Genomic DNA, 26,001 nt, shown 5'->3' with positions numbered 1-26,001 from the left:
AAAGGTGCCATTCCGCTGGCGACCTGCATCTTGGCCGCTTTGTCCGACTGACTCGCTGACGACGACAGGAAGCGCTGTCGCTCAACCCTCGGCCATAAGTTTATTGTCCGATCCAGCTACAAATCGCCCAGGTCAATTTCATCGAATGCTTGTAGGGCCGCTGCGTTGCGAGCGCGCTCAATCGTTTGCTCGAACTTCTCGTTCTTTTCACCCGATCCAATGAGCGGTCTAAGTTCGTCATACCTCGCACGAGCGGCAACACGCGATGTGACGTGTCGCGGCGACAATGTTCGTACCGCCAGACATTCTGGGCTATCGCAACCTTCTCGGACTGCAGCACTCAACGTTGCGATAACAATCGGCAGCGATACTTCCTCTTCTTTTGCAGATTGCCGCGCCGCCAAAAGGCGAGCCGGTAAGCCGGCAAAAAAGGCTAAGTCGGGGATCATTCGAAGGACGAAATGACGAGCACGCTTGCATTGCGCAGAATCGCCTCCATCCGGATAGCGAGCCTCAATGTCCTTGAGAGTTATGCCGCGCATCCAGTGATCCAGAAAGTCAGCGACAACTGGCAGGGCCTGCCGACCTTTCTCACTATCTGAGAGCTTCGCGAACTCGCCTCCAAAAAACCCCTCGACATTCTCAGGCCGCATCACCTCTAGCAATTTGGCAGGGTTCGTAACGAGCCAGCCCATTAAAGAATCTACTGCTGCTTTGGTGGACTGCGACGCATCTTCCTTACTAAAGGTATCTGCTATCTGACGAAGGGACTCGACCGCGACGCCTGTCAGTCCCGAAACTCTGTCCAGCCATCCGTCCTCGGCCGCGACTGGCGATTTGTTACGAGCAGCAAAAACAGCACCGATGCGACTTTCCAACCACAGCGCGTCTCCTCGCTGTCTAGCGCGAAAGGCGGCCAGCGACTTATTCAGCACTTTTCGCAAAGATTGGTCGGTCCCATCTGGGTCTACGGGAGGCAACCTGCTGATGAAGTACGCCGGCATGCCCTCTTCGGACGAACCGGCGTGGATCGTGTCGAGCAAAACTGTGGTCGGGTCATCAATGTCCAAGCATTGATCACTCTGCGAGAAAATAGACTGAAGGGTCATCCAGTGTTGATTGATCAGGCCCGCTTCCTGATCGAACTCAACTACGCGGCTTGGAACGACGAGGACGATCCCCTGGGAGCTTTCGCCCGCTCTGCCTGCCCTACCAGCGGCATTAAGCAGTTCGTGAGCTTCTAGCTGAGCCATTTTGTCGGTTGACTGATCAAAGCGACTATCCCCCGCGATGATAACCAATTCACTGGGAAGGTTCATACCCTGTGCCAAAGTCGAGGTCGCAAAAAGTACACCAATGCCGTCTGCCCTCCGGAACAAGGATTCGTGCAGCAGTCGTTCCTCCCGGAGCAGAAATGAATGATGCCCTGCCGATCCGCCACTATACGTACCGTCGGATGCCACGCTGATGTAGCAGTGATCGGCTCCGCCCATCTCTTCGGAGGCTATCCGATACATTTCCAGCTCTTGCTCACTGAGAGCTACCGACGTAGTTTCCCGCAGGTTTCGAAACTCGCGTACGGCGGACTCGGCGAGAACGACCGACTGGACGAAAACAAGTGTCCTTAAACCTGCATCCGCTGCGGCCGCCGCGATCAATGCGCTAGTGTGGTTTCCGTTCGGAGTTAGGTACCAATTCTTGGCTTTCGTGGTTCCCGTAGAAAGTTGATGTTCTTCGGCCAGCAAAGGCAACAAAGCGTAGTCATTTCGTTCCTGCGTCGCCCAAGTCTGCAGGAGCCCAAAGAACCCAAAGGGCTGCGCGGAAAGTTCGCGCCCGACCGATGCAGGCACGTTTTTGTTTTTGTAGGCCTGGCGAGCCGTTTTGAGAACCTCATTGAGTTCATTGATCCTGCGAGCCGGGTAAACAACGGTCCCCCGTACCTGTCGCGTCGGCTTCCAGGCCAAGCTCATGGGAAGACAGGTTCGACCTGTCAATTCTTCAATCCACTGAGCGATCTCGCTCGTATTCTTCATCATCGCGGACAGCAGAAGAAAATCTGCGTTCGGCGCTATAAGCGACAGATTAAGGACGGCCAACATGGCATCGACGCCGCGTCGGCTTCTCTCCGCATCCCTGGGATGCAACAAGTGACATTCGTCAAATACGACAAGCCCGAGATCAGCGAACGCCTCGGGCTGTGTAGTCAAGAGCATTAGACAGCGCTCCGGCGTCGTAACGATAGCTTCGGGCAGAACCACAATCTCACTGAAAGTGACGTCATCATCAATGTCTCCGACAATGTCGAATTCAAAGGCGTTGAAAGTGCTCCTTAGAGCGCGGGCCGTTTGATCAACCAATGCATGCGTTGGTGCCAAGAAAACAACTTTCTCATCCCGCAGTAACGCTGTTGCAATCTTCAGTTCCGCAAGCGTCGATTTACCTCCCCCGGTCGGAAAACTGATTGCTGACGAAGTCCCTTTGTTGAGATATCCGCTCGCGATCGCTTCACGATGGTTGCGCCATAAGTAAGGACGATTGCGAGCCATACGTCGGATTACAGGCCACCAATCATCCTCGGATACCCCACCTGGTGCTGGGATCCGGCTCAGCGCCGAGCCTATAAGGTCCCGATCTACGGCTAGCAGGAGGTTCGCCAGATGAAGCGGGCCGGGGAAGAGACTAAAAACCGGATTACCGGTCCCAAGTAAATCCTCCAATTGGCCGACGCTTAGTTGTTTGACGCGATTGAAAAATGACGACGGCGCCTCGATGCCCCCGTCCGCAACATCCAGATCGGCACGGCTGACTATTCGATCCGCCAGATGTCTTACGCCTTTCAGAAGCTCAAGATAGAGCGCGCTAACTGCAATTTCTCCAGGCTCCATGCCAGAAGGAAGTTCGGGCACCGCAACCCGCTTCACTGTATTCAGACGACCAAGGCAAAAGCGTTGAATGGCCGTCAGAAGCGCTGCTTCCACAGCGCGCTGGGGGTCCGTTGGGATAGAAATGCGCTTTGCGCAGTCGGCGGCATCGGCATGCGCCTCCGCCACTAAGAATAGCAAGCTTGCGCAGACCTCAGGGGAAACGCTGGCTCCATCCAAATACGAGGCCGGGCGGTCTAAGTTTGCCGTGCTTAGTAGATAGACTTGATGCGCCGATGCTGCCACGAAGGCAGCAGCGGATCGATTTTCTCGATCTGGCAATAACGCGACATATGATTCGTATGCGGCCGCCAGACGACGCATCTCAAGTAATGTTCGAGAGAGCGATTCGGATGCTTCAATCCCGGGCTGTCCTCGAAATTGGATACGCGCAGCCACTATCTCCGCGAACGCCTGGGTGAGTCGCTTGGGCAATTGTTCAAGGTCGAGACCAGACAATCTGGGGGATGAAGCAATAATTGCTGCAGTTATTGGATCAAACATTGGCCAGCTCGTTCAATTTCTTAACAACTAGATTCGCGAATCCGGCCATCCATTTTCTAAGTTCTTCGAAATGCATGGTTTCCGCCCGCCGGCGTACAACGTCTCCCTTAGCCATCGAGTCGTAGTCTAAAAACAGTCGCGCACGATCGGCGTCTTCCTTATGCACGTCTCCAATTGTGATACTCACGCGATAACGGCGAGCCTCTTGCCAGAAAATTCGGTCGATTGCCTCATCAACATTAAGGCCGGGGTAAAGATGCTGCTGTGCCTCCAGAAGACCAGCTGCTTCATGCGTTAATTCGGCGACGCGCTCGCCCGCTTCGAGTTTGGCAATTCCTGGCCAGACGTCTTCCCTGATTGTCTTTCTCGGATCTTCGCTGGCCTTATCCTCAAAAATCACAATGGCTGAAACTGATTGTCCATCTGCGGAGACTTCGAGTTGCATACCATCGAAGCCTTTATGCGCATGGAATATATGGGGTGGCTTCAGAACCGCCCCGTCAGTTTTCTGCTGATTTGCCGCAATCCAGGATATTATCTGAAAAATCCAGCCATCGCGCTGCCAGGGGTCACCGTTTTTGGCGACCTGCATCTTTGCAATGGCATTAGCGGCATGAGCCTTAGAGCCTTTTGGTGCAACTACGTTCAGTCCCTCGAGGATTTGAGAGACGTGACGATACTGCCCCATAGCGACGCGTGCGACGCGTTCGGCTAAGAGATCGATATCTTCAACGGTCCAAGCATATCCATGACATATGTCACCGTGGACGATCGGCGTCAATATTAAGGTCACTATAAATCCCCCCGGTTATTGTAGCGGATTATATTATTAGGTGGAAGCTCGATTACTTCACGCGAGGAAAAATAATTCTAGGTTAAAGAAAGAAAAGACTATTCGCCACATGCCCCACGGAGCGAGAGGGAGAATGGCGAATTTTCAAGGAAGACAAGCCTACCGACAGCGGCGCCATGCTTTTGGGGCGCACGACCTATGAGATCTTTGCCGGCTCGTGACCCAAGGAGACCGGAGACTTCGCCGACCGGTTCAACGCGCTGCCGAAATATGTCGCCTCGACGAGCTTGACGCCGCGCGGATCCCTCCCGCCATTGATGCGATCGAGTTCGCAGCCACCTGGCGGAAGGCGGAAGGTTCTGATCCGCCCTTTCTTGCTGCTGCGGTAGAAGACGTCTTGATTCAGCCACAAGCCCAAATTGCTGGATTTGGCAGCCCAGGAAGGATAGGCTTGGTTTTTGGTTCAAGCGATGGAACAGAGACTAGCCGCAATTCTGGCTGCCGACATGGCGGGCTACAGTCGGCTAATGGAGGCCGATGAATCCGGCACGCTCGCACGCCTTCGGACCCATCGCATAGAACTGGTCGATCCCGCCATCGCTAAGAACAAGGGCCGGATCATCAAGACCACCGGAGACGGCATGCTCGTTGAGTTCCAGAGCGTGACCGATGCCGTGAAATGCGCCGTGGAAATCCAACAGCGCATGAAACGGCGCAATTCGGATGTGCCGCAAGAACGGCGCATCGAATTCAGGATCGGCATAAATCTCGGCGACATCATTTTCGACGATGAGGATATTTTCGGCGACGGCGTCAATATTGCCTCGCGCATCGAGCAACTCGCCGACGTCGGCGGTATCTGCGTGACCGCAGCGGTGGCGACCCAAATTGCCGACCGTCTCGAAATTGCCATGGAGGACCTGGGCGAGAAGACGTTGAAGAACATCAGCCGCCCGGTTCGCCTCTATCGCGTTGGGTTTGATAGTTCTGTCCTGCCGGAAGTCGAGGCAAAGCGATCTATCTCGAAACCTTCGATAGTGGTGCTGCCATTCACCAACATGAGCGGCGACCCCGAGCAGGAATTTTTCGCGGACGGACTGACCGAGGACATCATCACCGAACTGTCCCGCCACCATGAGCTGTTCGTCATCTCGCGCAATTCCAGCTTCGTCTACAAGAACCGCGCCGTGAATGTGCGCGAGGTGGCCGAGAAACTCACCGTCCAATACCTGGTGGAGGGAAGCGTCCGCAAGATCGGCGACAGGGTGCGCGTGACGGTTCAGCTCATCGACACGGCGAATGACGCTCATATTTGGGCAGACAAGTACGACCGGAAGCTGGACGACATATTCGCGATTCAGGATGAGGTGACCGCGGCGATCGCAGCCACGCTGCCCGGTCGTGTCGAGGCGGCTCAGCGGGACCAGCTCGCGCGGGCGAAACCTGCAAACATGGCCGCGTATGAATGTGTGCTTGCTGCCAAGGTGCTGCATCACCGAAGCACGATTGCGGATAATGAACGCGCGCAAACCTTGATAGAAAGGGCCGTCACGCTCGACGCCGATTATGCCCATGCCCATGCCTGGCGGGCCTGCATTCTTGGCCAGGCCTGGGTCCATAACTGGTGCGAAGACAGGGATGCCGTCTGGAACAACATCATGGCAGCGCTGGACAGGGCGCTGGCGCTGGACAACAACGATGCCGATGTCCACCGCATTCTCGCGGCAGTGAACGTGAACAACAATGAGCTGACCACTGCGCGCTACCATCAAGAGCGGGCGCTGGCCCTCAATCCCAATTACGACCTCGTGGTGGTGCAGCAAGGCGAGTTGTTGACGTGGCTGGGGAGGCCGGAAGAGGGAATTGAATGGATCCGCAAGGCAATGCAGTTGAACCCGCACCACCCGGAGAGGTTCTGGAGCCATCTGGGAAAGGCGCATTTCGCCGCGCGCCAGTATGGCGAGGCGATCGAAGCTTTCATGCATCTGTCAACCATGGACTCGGCTCAGCACGCTTTCGCCGCTGCCTGCTACGGCTGGCTCGGCGACGAAATCGCGGCCGCGGCGCATCTAGGCAAGATCAGAACGCTCGATCCCCAATTCGACCTCGATTCATTCATCGCCACCCTGCACTTTGCCCAGGAGCCTGATGTGCAGCACGTCCGCGAAGGACTGCTGAAAGCCGGTATTGCCAACCTGTAGGCAGCCGGTGACTACGACCCAGATCCAATCGGCAAAAAAGACCGGCCCCCGATGCGGACCTTGTGGCATGACCGAACGACGGCAGGTCGGAGAAGTTTTTCCCACGGTATCGGTCTTTGGAAGCGAACAGGGAAAACCCTCCCCCTGAAAAAGCGCCGCGCTAGTTGACGGCGCATGTCGCATAAGGCCCGCGCCATTCGGCCCTGCCAGAAAGGAACCCGCCATGAGAAAACTCATCATCACCGAATTCATCAGCGTCGATGGCATTGCCGAGGTCGAGAAGCTGCCGAGCGTGGCCTGGAACGATGAGATGCAGAAATTCAAGGACGACGAGCTTGCCGACAGCGGCGCCATGCTGTTGGGGCGCACGACCTATGAGATCTTTGCCGGCTCGTGGCCCAAGGAGACCGGAGATTTCGCCGACCGGTTCAATGCGCTGCCGAAATATGTCGCCTCGACCAGCTTGCAGGCGCTCGACTGGCAGCCGGCCGAGCTGCTGCAGGGCGCGTTGCCGGAAGCGGTCAGAGGGCTGAAGCAAGGCAGCGGCGGCAACATCTATGTGCATGGCAGCCTCAGCGTCGCGCAGGAATTGCTGCGCCACGGCCTTGTCGACCGCATCCGCCTGCTCAGCTACCCCGGTGCCGTCGGCCAGGGCAAGCTGCTGTTCCCGCCCGGCGCGCAATTGCCGCTCGAGCTGATCTCGGCCACGCAATTCAGCAACGGCGTGGTGGCGCTGGAGTATGCGGCTGGGATGGAGTGATGAAGGCTAATCTCCCCCCCTTGAGGGGGAGATGCCCGGCAGGGCAGAGGGGGGCGTCTCGCGTAATGCGCCAACCCCCACCGACGCAAGAGGCAGGCCGCGCCCGGTCGAACCGACCCCCTCTGGCCTGCCGGCCATCTCCCCCTCAAGGGGGGAGATCGCAGTTTCGGCCATCAGCGCCTCACCCAAGCTACCGCCCCCGCCCGCCTGCCTCCAGCTTCTGCTCGGCCGCGATCAGCATCTCGACAAACCTCGTCACCTTGGGCGGGCGGAAGCGGGCGGCGGGGTAGACTGTGTAGATGCCACCGGAGGGCAGCCGCCACTCGGGCAGGATCTGCACCAGCCGCCCGGCGGCCAGTTCGTCCCGCACTAAAAAGTCCGGCAGCACCGACAGGCCGGCGCCGGCGCGGACCGCTGCCAGCACTGCCGGCGTTGCGTCGATCGAAATCGTTGCCTGCATGCGCACGGCCTGCTGCTCGTCATCGCCGCGCGAAAATTGCCATAGCAGCGGTTCGCGCAGCGCCATGTTGGCGACGAAGGGCAGCCCGGCGAGGTCTTGCGGTTCGCCGGCGGTGAACCGGCCTGCAAAGCCGGCGCCGCATACCATGAATTGTTGGAAGGTGCCGATGCGCCGGGCCTGCAGGCTGGAATCGGCCAGCCAGCCGACGCGGATGGCCACGTCGATGTGGCCGGAAACCAGGTCGATCGTCTCGTCGCCCAGCGTCAGCTCCACCCGGCAGGCGGGATAGCGCGCGCTGAAGGCGGCGACCACCGGCACCACCGCCGATGTGCCGTAGTCGTTGGACGCGGCGATGCGCAGCGTGCCAGTCGGCTCGGCGGCCGCCTGCGCGAGCTCGTCGAATGCATCCTCGGCCTGCTGCAGGACCTGCAGGCAGCGGGCATGGAACGTTCGGCCGGCCTCGGTCGGATGGACGCGCCGCGTCGTGCGGATCAGCAGCGTCGTTCCGACATCGCGCTCCAGCCGCGCCACCTGCTGGCTGACCACCGCCTTGGTGATGCCCAGCCGCTCGGCGGCCCGCGTGAACGAGCCGGCATCGACCACCGCCGCGAAATAGGCCAGCCGGTTCAGGTTCATGCTTCGCTCATGGCAGAGGCAGTCTCATTGTCAGGCAATGGCATACATTACGTCTATTTTGTCGGCCTTCAATACGCATTCCGCTTTTGCCATCTTGCGGGCATCGAGGCCGCCGAATTCCGGATCCCAGGAAACATCCATGTTCACACGGAGAAGCATCATGAAAACCACCCTCGCCGCCGGCGCTGCCGCGGTCTTTGCTCCCGCCGGGCTTGGCCATGCGGCAGGCGGGCTTTCCTGGAAACATTTCCCCGCCGGGCAAAACGGCTTCTTCCGCGCCCCGGTGCTGGTCTCCGGCGCCGCCGAAGCCGTGCTGATCGATGGCGGTTTCACTTACCCCGACGGCCGGGCCGTGGCCGAGGCGATCAAGGCGACCGGCAAGACGCTCACCACCATCTATGTCAGCCAGTCCGACCCGGACTATTATTTCGGCCTCAAGCCGATCAAGCAGGCGTTCCCGCAGGCACGGGTGATCGCCGCAGCCGAGACGGTGGCCGCCATCAACGGCAATGTCGAAAAGAAGCTCGCCGTCTGGGGGCCGCAGCTCAAGGAGAATGGCCCGCAGGCGCTAGCCGACGTCGTCATCCCCGAAGCATTCGACGGCAAGACGCTCAGCGTCGATGGCGAGACCATCGAGATCGTCGCCGCGGAAGGCCTCGCCAACCGGCGCTATCTCTTCGTGCCGTCGCTGAATGCGGTGTTCGGCGGGGTGATGATCTTTGCCGGCGTGCATGTCTGGACCGCCGACACGCCGACCAGGGAACTGCGCGCCGCCTGGCTCGCCAATCTCGAAAAGATCGCGGCGCGCAAGCCGGCAATCGTCGTGCCCGGGCACATGACGCCTGAGGCCGCTACGGACCTTTCAGGCGTCGAGCATACCAAGACCTATCTCATCGCCTTCGAGGAAGAACTGGCCAAGGCCAAGGACGCGGCCGCACTGAAGAGCGCCATGGAAGCCCGCTTCCCCGGCCTCGGCATGGGCGTTGCGCTCGACATCGGCTCCAAGGTTGCCACCGGCGAGATGAAGTGGGGCTGAGATGGCCGCCAATCGCGAGCTGATCCGCGCCACTTACGAAGGATACGCTCATGGTCCGGCGGGCGCTGACGCCGGACGACTGATGGCTGTCATCCGCCGAGACGGTTGGTGCGCTTGCTGGCTTCGGCTTTGGCGCGGGCCTCGACCGCCTTTTCGATCTCGCGCTTCAGCTCGTCCTTGATCGCCACCGTCTCGGCCATCAGCGCCTCGACCTTCATGAAATCGAGCACCCGGTATTTCGACACCGCCGGCCGGATCAGAATGTCGGGCCGGCTCTGGTTCAGCTTGCTGGCGATGATCGACTGCATCATCAGCTGCGTGGCGCCGAACATCAGGTCGACGGAGGTCGGGAATTTGCGGCCCGCCTCGGTCGGCGCGCCGACCACGTCGACGGCGATGATGATGTCGGCGTCGAGCTCGATCAGGTCGAACGGCACGGGATTGTAGATGCCGCCGTCGATCAGCAGCCTGCCGTCGCGCATCACCGGACGGAACACCGCCGGGATCGCCGCCGAAGCGGCCAGCGCCGAATGCAGCTCGCCTTCGTCGAACACGGCGAGCTGGTGGCCATAAAAGTCCGTTGCCGTCACCTTCAGCGGTATCTTCAATTCGGCGAAGGTTTCGGGAATGGCGTCGGGCAGGAACGCCTTGAGGATGCGCTCGACATTGAATTGGCTGACCCGCAGGCCGCCCTGCATCGCCTCGGCAAAAGTGCCGGGCCGCGCCCGCCACATACGCGTTGCCACTTCGGCGCGGCGGCCGAGGATCGAGCGCGTATAGTCGTGGATGTCCTTGCCGGTCATGCCCGAGGCCATGCCGGCGCCCATGATGGCGCCGATCGACGAGCCGGCGATTGCTGCCGGCCTTATGCCCAGCTCGTCCAGCGCCTCGATGACATGGATATGCGCCAGCCCACGCGCCCCGCCGCCGCCAAAGGCGATGCCGAAGCTAGGGCTCATCCCTTGTTGGCCGCGCCGAGCTTCGGCCCGACCACCATGACGGCCGGCTCGGCGGAGAGCAGCTTTTTCGCCACCGCTTTCACCTGGTCCAGCGTCACCGCGTTTATCAGGGCGGCGCGGCGCTGCATGTAGTCGATGCCGAGCTTGCCGAGCTGGATCTCGAGCAGCGTTGAGGCGATCGCGCCGGAGGAATTCAGATTGTTGATGGCATAGGCGCCGATCATGTATTTCTTGGTCGCCGCCAGCTCGGCTTCGGTCGGCCCCTCCTCGGCCATGCGCTTGACCACATCGCGCACCACGGCCAGCGTCTCGGCCGCCCTATCGGCGCGGGTCGAGGTGGTGATGGACAGCGCCTCGGAATGCTGGTGGTCGACGAGGTCGGAGCTGACGCTGTAGGCCAGGCCGCGCTTCTCGCGCACCTCGTCGAACAGCCGCGAGGTGAAGGTGCCGCCGCCGAGGATCTCGTTCATCAGCACCGCGGCAAAGAAATCCGGCGCGTTCCGCTTCACGCCGGGATAGGCGAGTTGCAGCGAAGCCTGCGGCTGGTCGTAAACGACCTCGAGCTGCTGGCCGAGCTTCAGCTCGATGTCGGGAACGGGCGTAAGCGCCTGCTTTTCCGGCAGGCTGCCGAACACCAGGTCGAGCTTCTGCTTCAGCGTCTCGGCGTCGATGGCGCCGACTACCGCGACATGCAGGCCGTCACGGGCGAAATTTGCCTTGTGGAAGGCGCTGAGATCGGCCGGCGTAATCATCGCGATGCTTTGCCTGGTGCCCTGGTCGGGCCGCGCGTAGGGATGCCTGCCGTAGATCGCGTCCAGCCATTTGCGTTGGGCGAGCGTATCGGGATCGCGCTCGTTGGCGATGATGCCGGACAGGATTTGCGCGCGGATGCGGTCGATCGGCACCTGGTCGAAGCGCGGCTGGTTGACCGCCACCCGCAACAGGTCGAAGGCGCCGTCGCGCTGCTCGGCCAGCATGCGCATCGAGCCGTAGATGCCGTCGCGCTGCGCATCGAAGCTCATCTCGGCGCCGACATCGTCAAGCTTGATCTGGAAGGCCTCGCTGTCGAGGTTGCCGGCACCTTCGTCGAACAGGCCGCTCATCAGATTGGCAAGCCCTTCCTTGCCGGGCGGATCCTGCGTCGCGCCGCCATCGAAGACGAAGCGGATGGCGACGATCGGCACCGAATAGTCCTCCACAAGCCAGGCGGTGATGCCCTTCGACGAGGTCACCTCCTGGATGTTCACGGCGGCGCGAGCGGAAAGCGCCGGCAGGAGGAGAAAGAGAAGGGAGAGGAACAGGGTTGCTAGAAGAGCGCCAGCGTGCTGGCGCTTCCCTTCTCCCCTTGTGGAAGAAGGTGGATCGGCGCGAAGCGCCGAGACGGTTGAGGGGTGTTGGACGGAGTGCCGTTGGTGCCAAGCTGGAACACCCCTCATCCGACCGAGCTTCGCTCGGCCACCTTCTCCCACAAGGGGAGAAGGGGAGGAGCCCACGAGGGGAGAAGGCAGAGCGGGACCATGCTGGCTCATCATCAAATCAATTCCCGGCTTGGGTTTGCGGCAGAAGATAGCCGGTCGTTGCGTGGTCGAGATTGAGATAGCGGGCAGCGACCGCCTTGACCTGGTCGGCGGTGACCTTGCGGATGCGGTCCGGCCATTGCTGGACGTCCTGGACGTTACCGCCTGTGGCGAGCGTCGAGCCGTAGATGTTGGCCATGTCTTCCTGCTTGTCGCGGGCAAAGATCATCGAGCGTACGAAACGGTCCTTGGATTTTTCCAGCTCGTCGCTGGTGACGCCGTCTTTCGCGATGCGGGCGATCTCGGCGTCGACCGCGGCCTCGATGTCGGCAAGCTTGGCATCGCCGCGCGGCGCGCCGTAGACGGTGAAATTGGTGTCGTCGAGCATGGTGCCCTGGAAGAAGGCGCCGGCCTCGGCGGCGATGCCTTGCCTGACGACAAGCTCCTGGTAGAGCCGGCTGCGGTTGCCGCCGCCGAGGATTTCGGACAGCACGTCGAGCGCTTCGCCTTCGCCGGGCTTTGCCGTGTGATAGGACGGAACCACCCATTGCGTGGTAAAGCTCGGCACGCTGACGCGCCCGTCGGTCAGCGTCACCGTGCGCCTGGTGTTCTGCTCGGGCTCGACTGGTCGGATGCGCGGCGGCAGGTCCGGGCCGCGCGCGATCTTGCCATAGGTCTTTTCGGCCAGCGCCTTGACCGTTTCCGGTTCGACATCGCCGGCCACCACCAGCACGGCGTTATTGGGTGTATAATATTTGTTGTAGAAGGCCATCGCGTCGGTGCGGTTCAGCTTCTCCATCTCCTGCATCCAGCCGATGACCGGAATGCGATAGGGCTGGTTCTGCCACAGCGTGGCGTCGATCTCCTCGTCGAGCACTGCCTGCGGATTGCCATCGATGCGCGAGCGGCGCTCCTCGAGGATGACGTCGCGCTCGGTTTTGATGACGTCGTCGTTGAGGATGAGATTGCGCATGCGGTCGGCCTCGAAGCCCATCATCTCACCGAGCGCCTGAGGCACCACCGTCTCGTGAAAGGCGGTGTAGTCGTAGGAGGTGAAGGCGTTGTCCGAGCCGCCGATGGCGGCGACGGCACGGTCGAGCTCGCCCGCCGCATGGTTGCTGGTCGCCTTGAATATCAGATGCTCGAAGAAATGGGCAATGCCGGACTTGCCCGGCGGCTCGTCGGCGCTGCCGATCTTGTACCAGACCATATGGGTGACGATGGGGGCGCGGTGATCGGGGATGACGACGACCTCCATGCCGTTGTCGAGCAGGAAATCGGTCACCACGCCATCGTCAGGATTGTTATCCGCCAGAGCCGGCGCGGCCATCACCAGAGCCAGTCCCAAGAGCGTTCCGCGCAGCCATTCAGCCTGAAATGTCATAGATGGCTCCGGTTTGTAGTGGGACGATAGGCGGGGTTGCTGGTCGAGGCAAAGCGAATTGTTCGTCATTTTGAAGGCCATCGTGGAAGCCGAACTCAGGCGGCCTCGATGAACCGGATGACCGTCTCGCCATAGTTGCGCTCGTCGACAACCGAAAAGCCCGACCCTGCCTCGAACGGCGCCACCGCCGCTTCCTCGACGACGCAGAGCGCGCCGGGGGCGAGCCAGCCACCGGCCTTGGCCGAGCGCAACGCGCGTTCGCCAAGGCCTTTGCCATAGGGCGGATCGGCGAAGACCAGGCCGAATGCGGCGATGGTGCCCGCCTCGCCCAAGCCCGTCGCGTCGCGGCGGAAAATCTTGGTGCGGCCGGTGAGGCCGAAGGCCTCGACATTGGTGCGGATCAGGCCGCGCCCTTCGGCGGATTCCTCGATGAAGACAGCGTAGGAGGCGCCGCGCGACAGCGCTTCGAGGCCGAGCGCGCCGGTGCCGGCGAACAGGTCGAGCACGCGCGCGCCGTCCAGTCTTTCGGGAAAGCGATGCGCCAGCACGTTGAAGACCGCCTCACGCGTGCGGTCGGTGGTCGGGCGGATGGCAAAGGTGCGGGGCGTCGCCAGCGGACGCCCGCGAAACTCACCGCCGACGATCCGCATTGCTCCCTTTCGGGCCGCCGCGCGGCCGGTCGCCACCGCCATCCGGGCGCTCGCCGCGCGGTTTGCCGAACGGCTTTGCACCGCCGCCTTGCGGCTTGCCGCCGGGCTTGCCGTAAGACGGCTTGAACGATGCCTTGCGCGCCTTGTTTTCTGCCGCCTTGGCGGCGTCTGCCTCCGCCCTGCCCTTGCCGATCGGCCGTGCGCCCGGCGCCATCCAGACATTGGCCTTGCGCTGGCCCGGCGGCTCGATCGGCCGCTGCTCGCGTTCGGATTTTTTCCCACCGAAGCCGCCACGAGGCTTGTCGCCACGGGGTTTGTCCCCGAAGTCGCTGCGTTCAGGTCTGGGGCCACGCTCGCCAAAGCTCTTTTTTGGCGCAAAGCTCCTGTCAGGGTTTGTCGACAGCTTGCCGAGCGCTTCGTCGCGGCTGCCCTCGCGCCGCTTGCGGTTCTTGATCAGGCCGCCCTCGCCGATCGGCCGGCGTTCGCCGTCGCGGGTGAATTTCGGCCGCTCGGGCTCCTCCTCGCGCTCACGCCTGACCGGCTTGTTGGAAAACGGCTTGGCGATATCGGCATCGAAATTGGCGCCGGACTCTTCGACCAGGCGCTCGCCGAGCTGGTCGCGCAGCACGCGGCCCTTGATCTCCAGCACATGGCCTTCCGGTAAATCGTCGAGCTGGAACGGCCCGTAGGAAATACGGATCAGCCGCGTCACGTCGAGACCGAGCGCGCCCAGGATGTTCCTGACCTCGCGGTTCTTGCCTTCGCGCAGGCCGAGTGTCAGCCACGCGTTCGAACCCTGCTCGCGGTCGAGCGTCGCCTCGATGGCGCCATAAAAGACACCGTCGACGGCAATGCCTTCGCGCAGGCCGGCAAGCGCGCTTTCCTCGACCTTGCCGTGGACGCGCACGCGGTAGCGTCGCAACCAGCCGGTCGCCGGCAGTTCGAGCACGCGCGACAGGCCGCCATCATTGGTGAGCAGCAGCAGGCCTTCGGTGTTGATGTCGAGCCGGCCGATGGTCATCAGCCGCGGCAGCCCGGGCGGCAGCACGTCGAAGACGGTCTTGCGGCCTTCGGGATCGCGGTTTGTCGTGACCACGCCGGCCGGCTTGTGGAACAGGAAAAGCCTGGTGCGCTCGATCGGCGGGATCTCCATGCCGTCGAGATGGATGATGTCGCCGGGCATGACGTTGAAGGCCGGCGAGGACAACACCTTGCCATTGACCTTGACGCGGCCGGCCGCAATCAGTTCCTCGGCGTCGCGGCGCGAGGCCAGGCCGGCACGCGCCAGCCGCTTGGCAATGCGTTCGCCGGCTTCTTCCGTTGCCTCGACGCGACGCGGGCGCGGCCTGAAGCCGCCTTCCGATGCCGCCTGTGCCCTTTGTGCCCCTTGCGGTCGATCGCCGCCAAAATCACGCTTGGGACGATCGCCAAAATCACGCTTGGGACGGTCGAAGCGCCTCTCGCCGCGCTCGCTTTCGGCAGCTGCTGGCCGGTCGCCGCGCGGTGCGTTAGGCTTGCGCGGACCTTCGCGCTTTTCATAAGGCGTGCCCTCCGGACGCGGCCCTTTGCTGAACGGCCTGTCGCCGCCTTTGAAGTCGCGCTTCGGCCGCTCGCCTTCGGCAGCTGCCGACCGGTCGCCGCGCGGCGCATAAGGCTTGCGTGGACCCTCGCGCTGTTCATAAGGCTTGCCTTCCGGACGCGGCCCTTTGCTGAACGGCCTGTCGCCGCCTTTGAGGTCGCGCTTCGGCCGTTCGCCTTCGGCCGCCGCCGGCCGGTCGCCGCGCGGAGCGTAAGGTTTTTTGGCGCCGAAGGGCGGCTTGCCGCCCTTGCCGGGAGCGCCATCGCGACCACGCGGCCCCGCCGGCTTCGGGCCGGCCTTGCGCGGGAATTTCTTGTTTTTGTCGTCCATGTGGCCTTTGCTCGTTTGCGCGGGTAGTAACAGGATCGCGCTCTAGTGGCGAGGAGATAATCGGAATGGAAACCGCGTGAAGCGGCAGGATTTCATGGCGCTGGCGCTTAAAGAAGCCGAAGCCGCCGCCCTGCGTGGCGAAGTGCCGGTTGGCGCGGTCGTCGTCGGCGGCGATACGGTCGTTGCGAGTGCCGGCAACCGCACCCGCGAGTTTGCCGATCCCACCGCCCATGCCGAGATGCTGGCGATCCGCGAGGCCTGCCGCAAGCTTTCCACCGAGCGGCTCAGCGGCCACGATCTCTATGTGACGCTGGAGCCGTGCGCCATGTGTGCCGGCGCCATCTCCTTCGCCAGGCTGCGCCGGCTTTATTTCGGCGCTGCCGACGAGAAGGGCGGCGCAGTGGTCAACGGCGTTCGCTTCTTCACGTCACCGACCTGCCACCATGTGCCCGACATCTATCCGGGCATGGCCGAGAACGCAGCAGCAGCATTGCTGAAGGACTTTTTTCGCGAGCGACGCGGACCCTGATTTTCTGGTCCGGCAGACGGTCCAAATCCAAGTCAGCCAATCCAGGGCAAGAACGTCTCTGGCGCCGTCAGCCTACCAGGGCAGCCAGTCGAACATGCCGCCGCTCTTACTCTTGGCGGCCGCCTCCCTCTTGAGGCGGCGTTCCTTCTTGTACTCGTCCTCGCCGAGGTCACCCTGCGGCGCGGTGGCGGCGGCAGCGCGGTATTGCACCGGCGGCTCGCTCAGATATCTGCGGGTGGTCGGGTCGCCCTGTTTGCCTTCAGCCCGGCGGCGCATGATTTCCGCGGCGCGGCTCTTGTCCGAATCGGCCGGAGTCCAGGCTGGCGGGTGGCTCGAGCCCGACTGCTTCAGCGCGGCCTTGACCGACGCCGGATCCGTCTGCACGTCATCGATGACCTGCGCCTGGTAGGCCGGGTCGTCCTGATGCAGGGTGGCATCGGCGCGCAGGCGGGCACGGCGCTGCTCCGGCGATTCGGGCCATTCGGCACTCGCCGTCTCGATGCTTTCCTGCGGCGGCGGCAAGACTTCCTTCTGCCCCGGCCCCGGCTTCACCAGCGTGGGGCGCGGCTTGTAGTCGATACTATCCTTGCGCTTGGGTGCGAAGGAAAAAGCCCCGGTGAGGTCGCCGGCAAGCTGCGCGCCCGCGGTCTTGTCGGTCCCGTAAGTAGGCGAGCCCATGCAGCCGGACAAGGCGAGGCCCGATACGACAAGCGGCGCCAGCAGCGCAACGCGCGCGTAAGTTCTCTCGGTCATGCCAAAAAGTCCCACTGTAGACAGCCTCTCGATTGCCGCCGGCCAAAGAAAGGTCCGGTCCCCATCGCCTATGCTCTTCCGACGGAATTCCGGCGACAATTTGTCGTCCGGAGTTTCGCGTGTTTACCTCAACCACTCGTTAAGGGCAACGCGCGGGGGCCGATCGGCCGCCCGCCGTGGCATTTGTGCACCGCCTTAAAGACGGCTCAAAGCCTTCAGCTCATGCAGAACAGCGGCGTCACGGGCCGAAACATCCGGGAATTCCGGATCTGAGCCGACATCGGCGGTGTAGCGCCAGGAGCGCGCGCACTTCACCAGGCCACGGTCCTCCGCCTTCTCGACGACCACGGCGACGCCCTTGACGTCGTCGAGGGTAAAGCTGCCCGCCGGCGCTTTGCCGTGCATGATAACCAGATCGCTGGTGATCGCCATCTCGGCCATGTCGACATCGGCGATCGCCGCTTCGAGCACGGCATCGTCGAGGGTGACGACCGGCACCGCTTCCAGCGAAGAGCCGATGACCTTCTGCGCACGGGCGATTTCCAACGCCCCGGTGACGACACGGCGGACCTGCCGCACCTTGCGCCACTTCTCCGCCAGCGCCTCGTTCTTCCAGTCCGCCGGGATCTCCCGGAACTGGTCGAGATGCAGGGAGACCGCATCCGGATGACGGTCGAGCCAAGCCTCTTCCATGGTGAAGGGCAGCATCGGCGCCAGCCATTTCACCAGGCAGTCGAAGAGATGGCGCACCACCTGCACGGAAGCCTTGCGCTTCACGCTGGAAGGCGCTTCGCAGTAAAGCGCGTCCTTGCGGATGTCGAAATAGAAGGCCGACAGCTCGACCACCATGAAGTCGAGCAGCGCGCGGGTGATGCGCTTGAATTCGAACGCGTCGTAGCCCGAGCGTACGACTTCATCGAGTTCAGCGAGCCGGTGCAGCATCAGCCGCTCCAGCTCCGGCATCTTGTCCAGCGGCACCTCCTCACCGTCGTCATGGGCGAGCGTGCCCAGCATCCAGCGGATGGTGTTGCGCAGCTTGCGGTAGGCGTCGATATTGGTCTGCAGCACGTTCTTGCCGAGCCGCTGGTCTTCCCAATAATCGGTCGTCACCACCCACAGCCGCAAGATGTCGGCGCCGGACTGCCTGATGACGTCCTGCGGCACGACGGTGTTGCCGAGCGACTTCGACATTTTCCGCCCCTTCTCATCCATGGTGAAGCCATGGGTGACGACGGTGTCGTAGGGCGCCCTGCCCCTGGTGCCGCAGCTTTCGAGCAGCGAGGAGTGGAACCAGCCGCGATGCTGGTCGGAGCCTTCGAGATAGACGTCGGCCGGCCATTTCAGGTCGGGCCGGTCCTCAAGCGTGAAGGCATGCGTCGAGCCTGAATCGAACCAGACATCGAGGATGTCCATGACCTGCTGCCATTTCGAGGCATCGTGATTGCCGAGGAACCGCTCCTTGGCGCCGGCGGCGAACCAGGCGTCGGCGCCTTCTTTCTCGAAGGCGTCCATGATGCGCTGGTTGACTGCCTCGTCGCGCAGCACATTGCCGTCGGCATCGGCAAAGACGGCGATCGGCACGCCCCAGGCGCGCTGGCGCGACAGCACCCAGTCGGGGCGCTCCTCGATCATGGCGCGGATGCGGTTCTGGCCGGCGGCGGGCACGAAGCGGGTATCGTCGATGGCTTTCAGGGCGCGGCTGCGCAGCGTCGTGCCGTCGCCAAGCTCCTTGTCCATATAGACGAACCATTGCGGCGTGTTGCGGAAGATGATCGGCTTCTTCGAGCGCCAGGAATGCGGATAGGAGTGCTTCAGGCGGCCGCGCGCGAACAGCGCGTTGCGCTTGATCAGCTCGTCGATGACAGCCTGGTTGGCGTTGCCCTTCTTGCCATTGTCGTCGATGACGCGCGCCGCTCCACCCTCGCGGTCCGGGCCGAAGCCCGGCGCGTCCTTGGTGAAGAAGCCGGCATCGTCGACGGTGAAGGGGATCGCGGTGTCGATGCCACGCTGGCGAAGGTCAGAGGCAGCATCCATCCAGGCGTCGAAGTCTTCGCGGCCATGTCCCGGCGCGGTGTGGACGAAACCGGTGCCGGCATCGTCGGTGACGTGATCGCCGGCGAGCATCGGCACGGGAAAATCGTAGCCGCCGCCCAGAGCTTTGAGGGGATGCGAAAGCGTAAGGTTTTCAAGCTCTTCGGCGCCAACGCTGCGAAGCCGATTCAGAGTGACCTTGGCCTTAGCGGCAGCGTCGTCCGCAAGTTTCTCGGCAAAGATCAGCTTTTCGCCGGGCTGAGGACCAAAGGCGTTCTCGGCCGCCGTAACCTCGTAGAGACCATAGTTGATGCGCGGCGAGTAATTGACGGCGCGGTTGCCGGGGATTGTCCACGGCGTCGTAGTCCAGATGACGACGTTGGCATCAAGCAGATCGAGCGACGTCTGCGTCAGCTTGGGGTCCAGGGCTGGCTGCCCATCCTCGATGTTGATGACCTGGCGAGCGAGGCTGACGACCGGAAACTTCGCCCAGATCGTGTCCGACTCATAGTCCTGGTATTCGACCTCCGCCTCGGCCAGCGCGGTGCGCTCGACCACACTCCACATAACCGGTTTGGAGCCGCGATAGAGCTGGCCGGACATGGCGAATTTCAGCAGCTCGCCGGCGATGCGCGCCTCAGCATGGAAAGCCATTGTTGTATAGGGATTGTCGAAGTCGCCGACGACGCCGAGCCGCTGGAATTCGGAACCCTGCACCTTGATCCAGTGCGCCGCAAACTCGCGGCATTCCTGCCGGAACTCGTTGACCGGCACCTCGTCCTTGTTCTTGCCCTTGGCGCGGTACTGCTCCTCGATCTTCCATTCGATCGGCAGGCCGTGGCAATCCCAACCGGGTACATAGTTCGAGTCATAGCCGCGCATCTGGAACGAGCGGGTGATGACGTCCTTGAGGATCTTGTTCAGCGCATGGCCGATATGGATGTTGCCATTCGCATAGGGTGGGCCGTCGTGCAGCACGTATTTTTCGCGGCCGGCTGCGTCTTCGCGCAACTTGCGGTAAAGATCCATGTCCTGCCAGCGTTTGACCAGCAGCGGTTCCTTTTCCGGCAAACCGGCGCGCATCGGGAAATCCGTCTGCGGCAGGTAGAGCGTTTTGGAATAATCGATCGTCTCGGCGGTCTCGGTATCAGTCATTCGTCTGCCATATGCGTTGCCCGGCGGCAAAAGAGCCCGGGCGTTGAACTATCATGATCTGGAAAAAGCGCGAGAGGCGCGCGCAAGATTCCCGGCGGCTCCGGCGGCGGTCAAGCCGCCCGGAACACCGGGCCTGTAATTCGTATCGCAGTCGCGGGAAGGCGCGAAAAGCTCGTCATGGCTGGGCTTTTAACCGAGACAGGCGACGTTGAAAAGCCCGAACTCTGATGCTTCATTGCGTTATGTGCCAATTGCGCATACATTTGTAGGCAAATGGCAAGCAGAATGGCCTGTGCCAAGGAGACGTTCATGTCGGTCGCAGCAAGGGCAATTCGCGCAACACACGACTTTTCCGTCCCTACGGACAAGATCGATCATCTGCGCAGTCTGGGTTTCAGTAGCGAAGAACTCTATCGTATCGTTGCCCCCCGCCGCACGCTGGCGCGTCGCAAGGAACGTGCCGAGCCGCTTTCGCCAGCTGAATCCGACCGCGCCCTGCGCCTAGAACGCATCGCCGAGCAGGCGGATCGGGTATTCGGCAGCCATGAGAAAGCCCAGCGTTGGCTGAGAAGCGAGATCATAGCATTGGATGGTGCAAGGCCGATCGATCTCCTCGAGACAGAGACCGGCGCCCACGTCGTTTCCGAAGAGCTTATCCGCATCGACTTTGGCATGCTTGCCTGACGATGCGCATCTGGCGCATCTCCAATTTCGCGGATCTCTCGGGTCGTGGCGGAACGCTCGTTGATGGAAGATGGAACAGGCGCGGGATGCCCATCGTGTATTGCACCGACCACCCTTCGACGGCACTGCTGGAGATACTGGTGCATGCGACGCGCGAAACCGTTCCGGAAACCTACCAGCTTATCGAAATCGATGTTCCGGACGGAATAGAAATGACCGAACCGGTTATCCATGACGGTTGGGACAAGGATATGGAATCGACACGGCGACAGGGCACGGACTTTCTCTCGGCCAATCGTTACGCGCTCATGAAAATTCCTTCGATCATAATGCGCAAAGCAAACAACTATCTGCTCAACCCGACCCATGACGATGCGTCACGCATTACGATTGCGGGCCTATACCGTTATCCGTTCGACAGCCGTTTGATCAAATGAGCCGACGCCTACCCGCTCACATCGAAAAATCGAAGCGATAGGTCGTCGACACGCCGATCATGAACTGATCCCTGGAGCCGCGCTCCTTGACCAGGCTGGAATCGGCGGCCGGGCCTATCAGGCGGGAATATTCGCCGAACAGACTGGCCGTCATCGGCTCGGTCACCTTCCAGGTCACCGCGCCGCCCAGGCCTGCCGACTTCACCCCGCCGCCGGGATGATATTCGCTGAGTCCCGAGGCCAGGGACTCCTTGGCATCAACGCCGTAATAGGCGTCGAAATAGTCCGATGAGGCGAACGAAACGCGCGGTCCGGCCGAAATCCTGACGTCGGGCGTCACATCGTAAAAGGCGTCGGCGGCGATGTCGGCGACAAAACCGTTATGGGCGCGAATGCCGTGCCGCAATTCGGCGCGGGCACGCAGCCAATCCAAAGGATAGAATTCGAAGAAGCCACCAGCCTCGCCGCCCCAGCGCACCGGGTCGAGACCCTTCAATTCGTCGGCGTCACCACCGTCGCGGGAAAACAAGAACTTGCCTGTCAGGCCGGCGCGGACGCCGCCATCGTCGATCAATGCCAATGAGATATTATCGTTGCGCGAGGTGAAGCGCGCCGCGGGACCAGCCTTGCCGAGCGAGATGATCGGCGAGGCACTGAGCAGGTAGTTCTTGCCGCCCTCGAAATTCGGAGCAACCATGCCGGTGGCGCCGACCGTCAGGTACCAGTCTCCGGACAGCCAGCCGAAGGTGCCCTCGCCGGCCTTGGCAACGCCGCAGGTGCCGAGCATGAATGCGGCCAAGATCGTCGGGACAGACCGCATCGTTACTCCATACGTCGAACGCATTGGCCGACACAATCAGCCTTGACTGAAGCCATGGCGCCAGTTCGGTAAAATTTGACTTAATATCCGCAACATTGGCAGCGTTGGCCGGCCTGTTCCGCGTTGCAGTCGATTGCTTGGCGCACCAAGATTCCAGATCAAGTGCTTGGAATACGATAGCAGTTGCCTCGGCAGGGGTTACAAACATTCGCGGACAAACATGCCTGCGCTGTGAAGAGCGCGGCGACCGGCGCTCAACCCCGCATTCCAAACCGGCCAAGCGTGAATCATATGCGGCCAAATTTCGAGACCTACTTTGACGTCAGCCGCGCCAGCGGCTTCGGCGAGCCGAGTTGCGTCCGACAACAGCGTCTCGGCCGAACCGGCTTGTATCAGCATTGGGGGAAATCCGCTCAGATCGGCGAACAAGGGCGAGATCAGCGGATCGCGCCGACCAACGCCATTGGGAACATAGGCCGTTGCCAGTTCCTCCAAATACGCCCGGTGAATGATAGGGTCGATTGCGTCCTTGGTTGATAGTGTCGCGCCGGACATCGAAAGGTCCGTCCAGGGCGAAACCAGCCAAAGACATCGCGGCAACGGCTCGCCTGCCGTGCGCAATATACTGACCAGGCACAGAGTGAGGTTGCCGCCCGCACTGTCTCCGCCAACCACGATGCGATCGGACGCGATGCCTTGCCGGCTCAGAAAGCGCCATGCGGTGAGTGCGTCTTCATGTTGCGCCGGGAAAGGATGTTCCGGTGCGCGGCGATAGTCGATCGCGAGGGTGCGTATTCCCATTGCCCGACCTGCCTCGGTAACCATTCGACGATGACTTTTAAGGGAGCCGGAGCAGTAGCCACCACCGTGGAAAAAGAGCAGAACCTTATCCCTGTCACTCCCAGGCGCCAGGGACCACTCTCCCTCAAGGCCATCGAAAACCACGCGCTCGCATCGGATGTCCTCCGCGACCGGCCAGACCGAACCGACTTCGTCGAGCCGCGCCCGGCGTTCGTCCCAGCGGACCGTTCGTGGTTTTGACGTCAACAGCCTGCGGACGGCGTTGATCTCTGCCAGATCGAGGTGTTCGTCCACATCGCCCATTTGCTCCCCCAGTCTTTGCAAGCGCCGAGAAAGGCGAACAGCCAAAGGTCATCGACAAGATACCGATTGCCCGCTTGCAAATATAGCGACGAACCAGCGCCACGATCATCTTGCGATCAGCCCGATCAACATCAGCGAGAAATCGCCCGACGTCCGTGCCATATTTGGCGGTGCGCTGCCGTGTCAGCCAATTTTCGATTTGCTCGACGGTGCAAGGTTCAAAAGAGGGGGAATTCCGATGCCGGACAATTCGTATGCCGGAACCACTGCCGAGCGGCTTGTCAATCCGCGCAGCGTAGGACGATTGGGGCTGATCGTGATGGCGCTGTTCCCCACCCTGTGGGGTTTTCTCGGTCTGTTGAACGATCCAACCGACTTCAAAGACACTCTGGTGAATGCCGTGAAGCCGATGATCGAAATGACCAACACCTACGGCAACCCATGGCAGCAATGGCGTGCCATCACCATGCCATGGGCTGCCCCTGTGGCACTCGTCGGCATCATGGCCGTCGAGACCCTGGCGGGGATATTCGGACTGATCGGGGTTGTGCTTATGCTGCGCAAGGTGGTTGGCAGCAGCGCCGATTTCGCTCATGGCAAGGCATGGATGATGTTGGGCTGCCTGTGCGCAATCCTGGTGTGGGGCATCGGCTTCACGATGATCGCCGGCGACTATTTCCTGTCATGGGAAGCCAAGACCATGCCGCTCTCGAACCAGCTCGGCGGAACAATCTACTTCTTGCCCAACGCGCTCGGGCTAATCCTCGCGACGCTGCATCGCGAGGGCGGCGATTACTGAGACCTCGACGCAAGGTTGTGACATGCGGATGCTGATGCGACCGGCGTTGCGCGGCGTTTGGAGGTTTGGCTCTGTATCATAGCTCGACGTTGCGGCCGCTTTACGGACAGGAGCTATTCTCCAACTAAACCTCGGCGTGACCACGGTTTGGCCTGAGGGCGCAAGCCCACGTTTCACGGAAATGAACTCGCAGCGGCTGCTCTTGCCAAAAGCAGACGTCTCGCAGGCGTACCGCCCGAGCATGGGTGTGACCCTCACAGCCTGCTCGCTTTACGAGAAGGCCTATCGGCGTTACCTTCAAAGCCGACAAAAAGGCCAAGTAGCCTTGAGGGAGAGGGCGATGACACTGCACGGCGATGCCTTGAAAGATGCGATCAGCCAGACGCGGGCGAAATGGGGATGGTTCGTCGCGCTCGGGGTGCTGCTGCTTGTCTTCGGCGGCATTGCCTTCGGCAATCTGTTCATCGCAACCGTCGCCTCGGTCTTTGTCGTGGGCTGGCTGATGCTGATGGCCGGCATTGTCGAAATCATCCATGCCTTCGGCGTGAAGACATGGGGCCGCTTCTTCTATTGGCTGCTCAGCGGCCTCCTCTACGCCGTCGCCGGCTTCTTCGCCTTCGACAATCCGGTCCTCGCCTCGGCGGTGCTGACCTTCCTCCTGGCGGTCGCGCTGCTTGCCTCAGGCGTGCTCAGGGCCTGGGTAGGCTACAGCCACCGGCCGCAGCCGGGCTGGGGCTGGGTGGTCGCGGCCGGCGTCATCAGCGCGCTGGCGGGACTGGTCATCGCCATGGGCTGGCCGGTCAACAGTGTGTGGGTGCTGGGCCTGTTCCTGGCCGTCGACCTGATCTTCCAGGGCTGGACCTTCATCGCCCTTGGCTTGGCGCTGAAGAGATAAATTCTGGTTGAGCATGATCTTAATCGGAAAACCGGATCCCACTTTTTGCTTCGCTGACCTTCGGTTCGGGACCATGCTCTAAAAAGCTATGGCCGCGTCCAGCCCGGAAAGCGGCCTGACGCCGGCGAGCAGTGCCTTCGCCTCGGCCTCGTCGCGCTTCATCTGGGCGACCAGCGCGTCAAGCCCGTCGAACTTCACCTCCGAGCGCAGGTAGCCGAAGAAGGACACGGCACAAATCTCGCCGTAGAGGTCGCCGGAAAAGTCGAAGACGAAGGTCTCCAGCAGCGGCGCGCCATTGTCGTCGACCGTCGGCCGGCGGCCGAAGCTGGCGACGCCATCGTGTAGCGAACCGTCGGCGCGGCGGAAGCGGACGGCATAAATCCCTTCCTTGAGCGTGGCTTCCGGCGAAAGCCTCATGTTTGCGGTCGGAAAGCCGAGTGTCCGGCCGAGCTGCTGGCCGCCGATCACCTCCGCCTCGACGGTGAAACGGTAGCCGAGCAAGCCGGCGGCCTCGGCCACATTGCCCTCGCACAGCAGCGTGCGTATGCGGCTCGACGACACCACCTCGGCGCTTTCGTCGCGAAACGCATCCACCAGCGTGACGCCGAAGCCGTGGCGCTCGCCGGCAGCCATCAGATAGGCCGGACCGCCCTGGCGGTCCTTGCCGAAATGGAAATCGAAGCCGGTGACGGCGTGGCTTATGCCGAGGTTGCGCTCGAGCACGCCGGTGACGAAAGCCTCCGCCGACAAGGAGGCGAACTCGCGTGTGAACGGCTGCTCGACCAGCGCCGCAAAGCCCAGATGCGACAACAGCCGTGCCTTCATCGGCGGCGGCGTCAGCACGAACAACGGCACGTCCGGTCTGAACACCTTTCGCGGATGCGGTACGAAGGTCAGCACCAGGGCGGGTACGCCTCGACGCTCCGCTTCGGCGCGCGCGCGTTCGAGCACCGCCTGGTGGCCGCGGTGGACGCCGTCGAAATTGCCGATAGCCACTACGCCGCCGCGCAGATGGGGCGGCAGCGGTGCGGTTGCGGAAATGCGTTCGAACATGGCCGTCATGG

General features: G+C 61.9%; 22 protein-coding genes. 8 read left to right on the top strand and 14 right to left on the bottom strand.

Annotated features, from left to right (window positions below):
* Positions 1–116: 116 nt before the first annotated feature.
* Both NKI58_RS08515 and NKI58_RS08510 read right to left on the bottom strand, forming a co-directional pair.
* Positions 117–3,425, bottom strand: coding sequence for a DEAD/DEAH box helicase (locus NKI58_RS08515; protein WP_352853124.1), 3,309 nt, complete (start codon positions 3,423–3,425; stop codon positions 117–119).
* Positions 3,418–4,206, bottom strand: coding sequence for a hypothetical protein (locus NKI58_RS08510; RefSeq protein WP_352707229.1), 789 nt, complete (start codon positions 4,204–4,206; stop codon positions 3,418–3,420). The genes NKI58_RS08515 and NKI58_RS08510 overlap by 8 nt, the downstream gene beginning before the upstream one ends.
* A gap of 482 nt (positions 4,207–4,688) precedes the next feature.
* Between NKI58_RS08510 and NKI58_RS08505 the strand changes: the two genes are divergently transcribed.
* Positions 4,689–6,419 carry an adenylate/guanylate cyclase domain-containing protein gene (locus NKI58_RS08505; protein WP_352788916.1) on the top strand — a complete coding sequence of 577 codons (1,731 nt, stop codon included), beginning with the start codon at positions 4,689–4,691 and terminating at the stop codon, positions 6,417–6,419.
* Positions 6,420–6,642: 223 nt separating this feature from the next.
* Positions 6,643–7,179, top strand: coding sequence for a dihydrofolate reductase family protein (locus NKI58_RS08500; protein WP_352788853.1), 537 nt, complete (start codon positions 6,643–6,645; stop codon positions 7,177–7,179).
* Between the two features lie 190 nt (positions 7,180–7,369).
* Here the strand turns inward: NKI58_RS08500 and NKI58_RS08495 are convergent, their stop codons facing one another.
* Positions 7,370–8,275 carry a LysR family transcriptional regulator gene (locus NKI58_RS08495; protein ID WP_352680688.1) on the bottom strand — a complete coding sequence of 302 codons (906 nt, stop codon included), beginning with the start codon at positions 8,273–8,275 and terminating at the stop codon, positions 7,370–7,372.
* Between the two features lie 30 nt (positions 8,276–8,305).
* Positions 8,306–8,437 carry a hypothetical protein gene (locus NKI58_RS08490; RefSeq protein WP_023674354.1) on the bottom strand — a complete coding sequence of 44 codons (132 nt, stop codon included), beginning with the start codon at positions 8,435–8,437 and terminating at the stop codon, positions 8,306–8,308.
* Here NKI58_RS08490 and NKI58_RS08485 point away from each other — a divergent pair.
* On the top strand, positions 8,415–9,311 hold the full coding sequence (locus NKI58_RS08485; RefSeq protein ID WP_352474998.1) for an MBL fold metallo-hydrolase: 897 nt from the start codon (positions 8,415–8,417) through the stop codon (positions 9,309–9,311). The two genes, NKI58_RS08490 and NKI58_RS08485, sit on opposite strands and share 23 nt — an antisense overlap.
* Before the next feature lie 89 nt (positions 9,312–9,400).
* Here the strand turns inward: NKI58_RS08485 and NKI58_RS08480 are convergent, their stop codons facing one another.
* From NKI58_RS08480 to NKI58_RS08460, 5 genes are all read right to left on the bottom strand, one after another.
* Positions 9,401–10,270: a patatin-like phospholipase family protein gene (locus NKI58_RS08480; RefSeq protein ID WP_352465401.1), complete on the bottom strand. Its 870-nt coding sequence runs from the start codon at positions 10,268–10,270 to the stop codon at positions 9,401–9,403.
* On the bottom strand, positions 10,267–11,517 hold the full coding sequence (locus NKI58_RS08475; protein ID WP_502897009.1) for a M16 family metallopeptidase: 1,251 nt from the start codon (positions 11,515–11,517) through the stop codon (positions 10,267–10,269). The genes NKI58_RS08480 and NKI58_RS08475 overlap by 4 nt, the downstream gene beginning before the upstream one ends.
* Before the next feature lie 289 nt (positions 11,518–11,806).
* Positions 11,807–13,171 (bottom strand): M16 family metallopeptidase, encoded by a 1,365-nt coding sequence (locus tag NKI58_RS08470; RefSeq protein WP_352788859.1) that lies wholly within the window; start codon positions 13,169–13,171, stop codon positions 11,807–11,809.
* Positions 13,172–13,266: 95 nt separating this feature from the next.
* Positions 13,267–13,821 carry a 16S rRNA (guanine(966)-N(2))-methyltransferase RsmD gene (gene rsmD / locus NKI58_RS08465; RefSeq protein WP_023674349.1) on the bottom strand — a complete coding sequence of 185 codons (555 nt, stop codon included), beginning with the start codon at positions 13,819–13,821 and terminating at the stop codon, positions 13,267–13,269.
* Positions 13,802–15,730 carry a pseudouridine synthase gene (locus NKI58_RS08460; protein WP_352788863.1) on the bottom strand — a complete coding sequence of 643 codons (1,929 nt, stop codon included), beginning with the start codon at positions 15,728–15,730 and terminating at the stop codon, positions 13,802–13,804. Before NKI58_RS08460 ends, rsmD begins: the two co-directional genes overlap by 20 nt.
* Positions 15,731–15,806: 76 nt before the next feature.
* Here NKI58_RS08460 and NKI58_RS08455 point away from each other — a divergent pair, with 76 nt between their 5' ends.
* Positions 15,807–16,259 carry a nucleoside deaminase gene (locus NKI58_RS08455; protein WP_352593023.1) on the top strand — a complete coding sequence of 151 codons (453 nt, stop codon included), beginning with the start codon at positions 15,807–15,809 and terminating at the stop codon, positions 16,257–16,259.
* Positions 16,260–16,331: 72 nt separating this feature from the next.
* Here NKI58_RS08455 and NKI58_RS08450 read toward each other — a convergent pair whose 3' ends face one another.
* Together NKI58_RS08450 and ileS are read right to left on the bottom strand one after the other, a co-directional pair.
* On the bottom strand, positions 16,332–17,012 hold the full coding sequence (locus NKI58_RS08450; protein ID WP_352458053.1) for a hypothetical protein: 681 nt from the start codon (positions 17,010–17,012) through the stop codon (positions 16,332–16,334).
* Between the two features lie 195 nt (positions 17,013–17,207).
* Positions 17,208–20,198, bottom strand: a complete 2,991-nt coding sequence (gene ileS, locus NKI58_RS08445; RefSeq protein ID WP_352826854.1) for an isoleucine--tRNA ligase — start codon at positions 20,196–20,198, stop codon at positions 17,208–17,210.
* Positions 20,199–20,507: 309 nt separating this feature from the next.
* Between ileS and NKI58_RS08440 the strand changes: the two genes are divergently transcribed.
* A complete protein-coding gene (locus NKI58_RS08440) occupies positions 20,508–20,882 on the top strand; it encodes an Xre family toxin-antitoxin system antitoxin (RefSeq protein ID WP_352453467.1) in 375 nt (124 codons plus the stop codon).
* Positions 20,883–20,884: 2 nt separating this feature from the next.
* A complete protein-coding gene (locus NKI58_RS08435) occupies positions 20,885–21,319 on the top strand; it encodes an RES family NAD+ phosphorylase (RefSeq protein WP_352788871.1) in 435 nt (144 codons plus the stop codon).
* Positions 21,320–21,335: 16 nt separating this feature from the next.
* Here NKI58_RS08435 and NKI58_RS08430 read toward each other — a convergent pair whose 3' ends face one another.
* A complete protein-coding gene (locus NKI58_RS08430) occupies positions 21,336–22,139 on the bottom strand; it encodes a MipA/OmpV family protein (RefSeq protein ID WP_352788874.1) in 804 nt (267 codons plus the stop codon).
* 198 nt (positions 22,140–22,337) lie between these two features.
* On the bottom strand, positions 22,338–23,243 hold the full coding sequence (locus NKI58_RS08425) for an alpha/beta hydrolase (RefSeq protein ID WP_352788877.1): 906 nt from the start codon (positions 23,241–23,243) through the stop codon (positions 22,338–22,340).
* A 238-nt stretch (positions 23,244–23,481) separates the two neighbouring features.
* Between NKI58_RS08425 and NKI58_RS08420 the strand changes: the two genes are divergently transcribed.
* A complete protein-coding gene (locus NKI58_RS08420) occupies positions 23,482–24,042 on the top strand; it encodes a DUF2165 family protein (protein WP_352788880.1) in 561 nt (186 codons plus the stop codon).
* 340 nt (positions 24,043–24,382) lie between these two features.
* On the top strand, positions 24,383–24,937 hold the full coding sequence (locus NKI58_RS08415) for an HdeD family acid-resistance protein (RefSeq protein WP_352788883.1): 555 nt from the start codon (positions 24,383–24,385) through the stop codon (positions 24,935–24,937).
* A gap of 78 nt (positions 24,938–25,015) precedes the next feature.
* Here NKI58_RS08415 and NKI58_RS08410 read toward each other — a convergent pair whose 3' ends face one another.
* Positions 25,016–25,999 carry a bifunctional riboflavin kinase/FAD synthetase gene (locus NKI58_RS08410; protein ID WP_352788886.1) on the bottom strand — a complete coding sequence of 328 codons (984 nt, stop codon included), beginning with the start codon at positions 25,997–25,999 and terminating at the stop codon, positions 25,016–25,018.
* Positions 26,000–26,001: the final 2 nt, after the last annotated feature.

Source organism: Mesorhizobium sp. M0522 (genome assembly GCF_040321085.1).
Lineage (GTDB): Bacteria > Pseudomonadota > Alphaproteobacteria > Rhizobiales > Rhizobiaceae > Mesorhizobium.
Note: the sequence above shows the minus strand (reverse complement) of the source record. Positions and strands in the feature narration are given on the sequence as shown.